The organism is Polaromonas sp. P1_G1 (genome assembly GCF_056405595.1).
Genome location: NZ_JBFUBU010000039.1, coordinates 82,592 through 89,076, shown reverse-complemented (window position 1 = coordinate 89,076; position 6,485 = coordinate 82,592). Strand labels below are relative to the sequence as shown.

5 protein-coding genes and 1 other RNA gene are annotated in these 6,485 nt (G+C 65.3%); all 6 read right to left on the bottom strand.

Annotation, left to right across the window (positions count from 1 at the left end; all coding sequences use genetic code 11):
* Nucleotides 1–182: 182 nt before the first annotated feature.
* The 6 genes from AC1D1Y_RS19325 to AC1D1Y_RS19300 all read right to left on the bottom strand — a co-directional run bounded on the left by AC1D1Y_RS19325 (nt 183) and on the right by AC1D1Y_RS19300 (nt 6,396).
* Complete coding sequence (locus AC1D1Y_RS19325) at nt 183–1,808, bottom strand: NAD(P)-binding protein (protein WP_477683748.1); 1,626 nt, start codon at nt 1,806–1,808, stop codon at nt 183–185.
* Nucleotides 1,787–3,334 (bottom strand): polyamine aminopropyltransferase, encoded by a 1,548-nt coding sequence (locus tag AC1D1Y_RS19320; RefSeq protein ID WP_477683747.1) that lies wholly within the window; start codon nt 3,332–3,334, stop codon nt 1,787–1,789. The genes AC1D1Y_RS19325 and AC1D1Y_RS19320 overlap by 22 nt, the downstream gene beginning before the upstream one ends.
* Before the next feature lie 59 nt (nt 3,335–3,393).
* Nucleotides 3,394–3,468: non-coding RNA, sX9 sRNA (locus AC1D1Y_RS19315), on the bottom strand.
* Nucleotides 3,469–3,526: 58 nt separating this feature from the next.
* On the bottom strand, nt 3,527–3,748 hold the full coding sequence (locus AC1D1Y_RS19310) for a DUF350 domain-containing protein (protein ID WP_477655915.1): 222 nt from the start codon (nt 3,746–3,748) through the stop codon (nt 3,527–3,529).
* A 57-nt stretch (nt 3,749–3,805) separates the two neighbouring features.
* Nucleotides 3,806–5,323 (bottom strand): DUF4178 domain-containing protein, encoded by a 1,518-nt coding sequence (locus AC1D1Y_RS19305; protein ID WP_477683746.1) that lies wholly within the window; start codon nt 5,321–5,323, stop codon nt 3,806–3,808.
* Between the two features lie 38 nt (nt 5,324–5,361).
* Nucleotides 5,362–6,396, bottom strand: a complete 1,035-nt coding sequence (locus tag AC1D1Y_RS19300) for an SPFH domain-containing protein (RefSeq protein ID WP_477683745.1) — start codon at nt 6,394–6,396, stop codon at nt 5,362–5,364.
* Nucleotides 6,397–6,485: the final 89 nt, after the last annotated feature.

Below are 6,485 nucleotides of genomic sequence, written 5' to 3'. Positions count from 1 at the left end.
TTAGCGAGACCCCGTCTGGACCGAGCACCGCAGGTTGCCCGTAGCGAAGCGAAGGGACGCAGCAACCAGGGTCGCCTTTTCTTTTGCTTACTTTKCTTTTGGCGAAGCAAAAGAAAAGTGAGTAGCCGCCGGGCTACCCCCGGCCAGCAGAACYAAGCAAAGAGCGCAAAGACCGGAACAACTCAGCCCAAACTCAAAGACGCGCCTCTCCTATGCCCCTGAGTAAACGCCTCTTCAAAAACCGAATACCCAGACAAATCACTGTGCGCAAAATGCAGCCGCCGCCAAGGCAAAGGCAAAGTAACTTGCAAGGCCCGCAGTGCCGAACTGCCGCGCACACCCGGTACGGGCGTACTCATAGCATGCCCGTACCGCATCACCTCCATGCGCGTGACCTTGCCGGGCAGGTCGGGATGCGGCACCGAGAGTTCGGTGAGCACACTATCGCGCCAGTGCGTCCAGGGTTGCTCGTACAAAGTTTTCCGGCCGGCCGCCCCAATGCCGAAGGCACGGTAGTAAGTGAGCACCGTCGCGCCGGGCACGGCTTGCAGGCTCTGGTGTTTGGCGTCGACGTACCCCAGGCCGGGGTTGTCGCCGTAGATCACGTTGTCCCAGCTGGGCGCGGCGCCGGGCCGGTCGTGCAGGGCTGAATCAATGTGCAGGTTGGCGACCAGCCAGGGGGCGTAACGCAGCTGGCTGGCGGCTTCGCGCAGCGCGGGCGGGGGGCTTTCCACGACGCGGGCGGCGATGAACAGCGGCAGGGCGAGGATGCAGTGATCGGCCTGCCAGCGTTCCACGGCCTGCGTGGCCGCGTTGAAGGCGTCGACCTCCACGCCGTGCCGGCCTGCGGCGACGCGGATGACCACACGGCCGGTATGCAGGCGCTCGCCCAGCGGCGCGGCCAGTTGCCGCGTGAGCCAGCCGTTGCCTTCGGGCCAGGTCAGCACGCCGGCGTCGCGCTCGGCCGAAGGCGGCTCGCCGGGCGCCTGGAAGCCGTGGCGGCTCGCGAAATAATGGATGCCGGCCCAGGCCGAAACCGTGTCCAGGCCGGCGCCGTAGTCGTCGCGGCAGCAGTAGTCGAGGTACCAGCGCAGCGGCGCGCGCGTGAGCTGCTGCTGGTCCAGCCAGGCTTCAAAGCTCAGGCCGTCCAGCACGCGGTGCGGCGGCGGCGGTGCGCCGCCGGAAAGCGGGATCGAAAAAGGCGCGGCTTCCGCGGCCTGCCGCACCAGCCGCGCAAAGCGCTGGTAGTCGGCGAGCAGCGCGGCGTCCATGTCCTGCTGGGGCAGCAGGCCCTCCTGCCACTGGCCGTTGATGAAGAGGCGCTCCTGCGGGCTGTGGCACAGGTGGCGCTCGTCATATTCCCAGCGGCCGGCCACGCGCCGGCGCAGCGACAGCTCTTCGAGAAAATCCTGCACCTCGCGCGCGCCGTCGCCGGGCACCGGCAGGTAGTGCGCGCCCAGCGGACAAGGCAGGCCGCCGACCACGCCGCCGCGGCTGTTGCCGCCGGCGCTGTCCTCAAGCTCCAGCATCGCGAAATCATTCATGCCGCGCAGGCGCAGCGCGCGCGCCGCCGCGAGGCCGGCGACACCGCCGCCGGCAATCAGCACACGGGTGCGCCGGGTGACCGAAGGGGAGGGCCAGGCACGCGTTTCGCCGTTAGCGGACGGGCGCAGCGTGTGGCCGCGTTCGTGGTTCACGCCGATAAAGCCGCCGTCGATGTGCCGAGCCTCTTTGCAGCCGGCCAGCGCCAATGGCAACGCGGACGCTGCCAAAAAATCACGGCGCTTCAACGCAGCACCTTGCCCCATTCCTGCTCGTAGCTGTGCACCAGCTCCTGGTTGGAGAGCCGGTTGACGGGCGCCGGCACGCGCGCCATGTCGACCGGGAAATCAAACAGCAGCGGCAGGGTTTGGGGATCCAGAAAACGCAGGCCGGAGGGCAGGGCGCCGGCTTGTGTCGCGGGGCTGAAGGGCCGGCGGCTGGCGACCACAAAACCCCATTCGCCGAAGCTGGGCACATTGGCGTGGTAGGGCGCGGTCTTCAGGCCCACGGCTTCCAGCGTGCTCACCACCGTCCAGTAGCTGCGGCGCGCCACCAGCGGCGAGGTGGTCTGGATCACCGCATAGCCGCTGGCCGAAAGGTGGCTGTCGAGCAGCGCGTAGAACGAGTTGGTATAGAGCTTGCCGATCGAAAAATTGGTGGGGTCGGGGAAGTCGACCACGATGATGTCGAACATGTCCGCGCTCTTGTCCAGCCACTGGAAAGCATCGGCATTCACCACCTTCACCTTGGGCGACAACAAGGCATCGCCGTTGAGGCGCTTCAAGGCCGGCTGCTGGCTGAAGAGATCGGTCATGGCCGGGTCCAGCTCGACCAGGGTGATGCTTTCCACACCGGGGTACTTGAGAATCTCGCGCACCGCCATGCCGTCGCCGCCGCCCAGCACGGCGACTTTTTTGGGGGCGCCGTGCGCGCTCATCACCGGGTGCACCAGCGCTTCGTGGTAACGGTATTCGTCGCGCTCGGCGAACTGCAGGTTGCCGTTGAGGAACAGCCGGTGGCCGCCGCGGCCGTTGGTCACCACGATGCGCTGGTAAGGCGTGGTGGCGGTGAAGACCACGCGGTCCTGGTAAAAATGGTCTTCGGCCAGCGTGGTGATCTGGTTCGCGCCCACAAAGCCGGCGCCCAGTGCGCACAACACCGCCACGCAGGCCATGGCGTGCGCCTTGACGTGCCGCAGCTCATGGCGGAACAGCCACAGCGCCCACAGCGCGACGGCCGCGTTCATGAGGCCAAACAGCATGCCGGTGCGGATCAGGCCCAGCTGCGGCACCAGCACCAGTGGAAACGCCAGCGACACCGCCAGCGCGCCCAGGTAGTCGAAGGTCAGTACCTGCGAGACCAGTTCCTTGAGCGCGACGTTGCGCCGCAGGATGCGCATCACCAGCGGAATCTCCAGCCCCACCAGCGTGCCGACCAACAGCACCATGGCATACAGCAGAAAGCGGAACGCGCCGGGGACATAAGCATTCGCCAGGAACAGCACGGCCGGCAAGGCCCCACCGACCAGCGCCACCATCAACTCAATGCGCAAAAAATGGGCCGGCAGCTGCCGCTCGAAAAACCGCGACAGCCAGGACCCGATGCCCATGGCGAACAGGTAGCTGCCGATGATGGTGGAAAACTGCAGCACCGAATCACCGAGCAGGTAAGAAGCCAGAGCCCCCGCCGCCAGCTCATACACCAGCCCACAGGCCGCCACGACAAAGACGCTGGCCAGCAGCGCGACCTCGAGGGGGCGCGGTGGGGTGGTGGAGGGGGTTTCAGTGTTCAAGGCAGAGCAGATGATTGCAGAGAGTAAGTGAGGCGACGCGCAGCGAGCCGATCAACGGCGGCGCACAGGGCGTAGCGAGCGGGCCGCGGGCAAGGCGGACGGAGCACAGGAACCGGAACGTACTTCAGGTACGTGAGGATTCCGAGCACCGGACCCACGCCGCCCCCGGCCCGCGCAGTAGCCCCGAAAGAACTAGCCGTGGATGGCGGCGGCTACGATGATGCAAATGCCCAGCGCCATCGCAGCGACGACCAGCGCCAGTGCCACATTCTGCTTCTCGACAATTTCCAGCCACAAGTCATAAGGCGTGATCTTGTCGATGATGACAAAACTCAGCCAGAAGATGATCACGCCGATCAGCGCGAACAGGATCGAGCCGAGGAAAGCGGCGGGTTTAAGCCATTCAAGTCCCATGATGGTCTCCAGAAAAAGTCTGCCAGGTTGAACAGAAGAAACAAAAAGAGGCAGCCTTCATTTGTGGCCGCCCCCGCCGGAAAAACCGCCGAACGAGCCGCCTGAACTGCGCGAGCTGCTGGAGGAGGAACAATTTTCGATCTTCGGGTCGCAGCTTGAACAGCGGCCTATCAGAAAAAGGAATAACAGGACCAGCAGCACCACCACGATGATGGTGCCGCAGCCCATGCCGGCGGCACCGCTCAGCGGCTTGGCGTCTTCGCGCTTGAACAAATCCTTCTTGCCGTCGAGCTTGAAGGCCTTGGCGACCAGTTCGCCGTCCAGCTTGCTGCCGCTGGACCAGGTGATTTCGTTGGGCGCTTCTTCCTGCGACAGCAAGGCGCTGCCGCTGCGGAAGTCCCGGTTATACGTCTTTTGCCCGCGCTGGACCTGCCAGTAGAACTCGCCGGCGACATAGCTGGTTTCGGCCTGGTAGCTGCTTTGCAGCGGGTAGTTCGTCTTGAGGTAAACGGCGCTGTTCTCGCCGGGCTTGAAGATGGGCGCGCCGGTGATCGGCTTGACCAGGCTCCAGCCGTCTTCGGCATCGACCAGAAACGTGAACCCGCGCTTCTGGTTGTAGAGCAGGTATTCGTCCCAGCCGAAATGTTCGTCCGGGTCGTCGGCCTCGTAGCCCATGCGGTGCTGGAAACCCACGACCTGCCATTGCGCGCCCGACAACTGGCCGATGGTGCCCAGCGCGATCAACGGGCTGACGGGCTCGTCCTGGATCGCATGTTTGAGTGCGGCGCCCGTGCCCTGCGTGAGGTCGATGATGCTGTTGCAGGAGCGGCAGGTGATGCTTTTGCTGCCGGCCAGCGTGACCTCGACCGGTGCGCCGCAGTTGGGGCAGCTGAACTGCTTGCCCTTTTCGTCCTTGGCGGATTCGTCTTTGAGGCCGCTGAGCTTGAGCTCGTCCAGCAGCACGGCACGGCCCAGCGACAGCGCGGGCGCCCCGCCGCCGGCCACCATGCCATAGTCGATGCTGAGCACATTGCCGTCGGCGCTGCGCAGCTCCACCATCGCAAAAGGCGCGCCCAACGCCGGCAGGCGCGGCAGCTCGCCCTGGGCCGACAGCAGCGACACGCCCTCGTTCGACGCCACGCTGAAGGGCTTGGCGTTGATGGCGGTGGTAGCGCCGACGCGGAAGCTCTGGGCCGGCGGCACCTCGCGCTTCAGGCTGGTGGGCAGGCTGAAAACGTAAGCGCCGTTGTCTTCGCTCAGGAAGGCCGGCTTGCCGTCGTCCAGCACGGCGTACCACTCGGTCCAGGTGCCTTGCGCGTACCGATATTGCAGGCGGCCGACCAGCGTGAAGTTGCGGCCCTGCCAGACCCCCGAGGCCTGCAACTGCAGCGGGCTGAAGTCGTTGAAGAGCTCGGCCATCTTGCCGATGCGCGACAGCGTGTCGCCGTCGCGCACGACCGTGCTCTGGCAATAGCCGCAAACCGCGTGCGTGGACTGCGCGCTGCGAAATTCAACGGGCGCGCCGCAGCCGGGACACGGCGCGCGGTACGCGCGTTGCTGGGGCTCGGATGCCAAGATGGGCGGTCAGTGAACGATGCGCGGCAGAACCGGCATCAGACCAGCTTCTTGAGCAGCTCGGCCTTCTTGGCGTCGAACTCTTCCTGCGTGAGGATGCCCTTGGCCTTGAGTTCGCCGAGCTTCTCAAGCGTGGCCATCACGTCGTCGGGCTTGACGGCGGCGGCARCCGCCGCGGCGGCCTGCGCAGGATTGCCCTGCAGGCCTTGCTGCAGGTTTTGCGCCAGCACCTGGCCCAGCGCCACGCCGGCGCCCAGGCCCATGGCGTCGCCGGCAATGCCGCCGCCGCCGCCTGCGCCCTCGGCRAACTTSGGGATCGCCTGCGCCGTCTGGTACTGCATGAACTTGCCCATGTCGTTGCCGACCATGCCCATGCCGATTTTCTGGTCGAGGATTTTCTGCRGCTCTTCGGGCAGCGAGACGTTCTGCACCGTCATGCCCTCGAGCTTCAGGCCTATCTTGGCGAACTCGGGTGTGAGTTGCGTGACCAGCGCCTGCGCGAAGGCCAGCTGGTTGGCGGCCAGGTCCAGGAAGGCGATTTCACTGGAGGCGATGGCGTTCGAAATATTCTGCAGCACCAGGCCGCGCAGCTGCCCGTCGAGGTCGGCCGTGCTGTAGCGCTCGCGCGTGCCCGAGATCTCGGTGTGGAAAAGCTTGGGGTCGGCGACGCGGAAGTTGTAGTTGCCGAAGGCGCGCAGGCGAACGGCGCCGAAGTCTTTGTCACGAATGGTGATGGGCTGGGGCGTGCCCCACTTCTGGTCGATCTGCTGGCGCGTGCTGAAGAAGTAAACGTCGCTCTTGAAGGGCGATTCGAACAGCTTGTCCCAGTTCTTGAGGTAGGTCAGGACCGGGATGGTCTGCGTGGTCAGCTTGTACATGCCGGGGCCGAAGACGTCGGCGACCTTGCCCTCGTTGACGAACACCGCCATCTGCGACTCGCGCACGGTGAGCGAGGCGCCGTACTGGATCTCCATGTCGGCCATCGGGAAACGCCAGGCCAATGTGCCGTCGCCGTCCTCGGTCCACTGGATGATGTCGATGAACTGTTTCTTGATGAAGTCCATTAGTGCCATGGCGCGCTCCCCTTTGAAGTGAGTTATCGGCCACATGATACCCGGCGAAAACGTCACCAGGCCGGCTAAATGTCGTCCGCAAACACAGA

What these genes read in the sequence shown, in the direction of transcription:
- AC1D1Y_RS19325 (WP_477683748.1), bottom strand. Translation starts at nt 1,808, where the DNA reads ATGGGGCAAGGTGCTGCGTTGAAGCGCCGTGATTTTTTGGCAGCGTCC.
- AC1D1Y_RS19310 (WP_477655915.1), bottom strand. Translation starts at nt 3,748, where the DNA reads ATGGGACTTGAATGGCTTAAACCCGCCGCTTTCCTCGGCTCGATCCTG.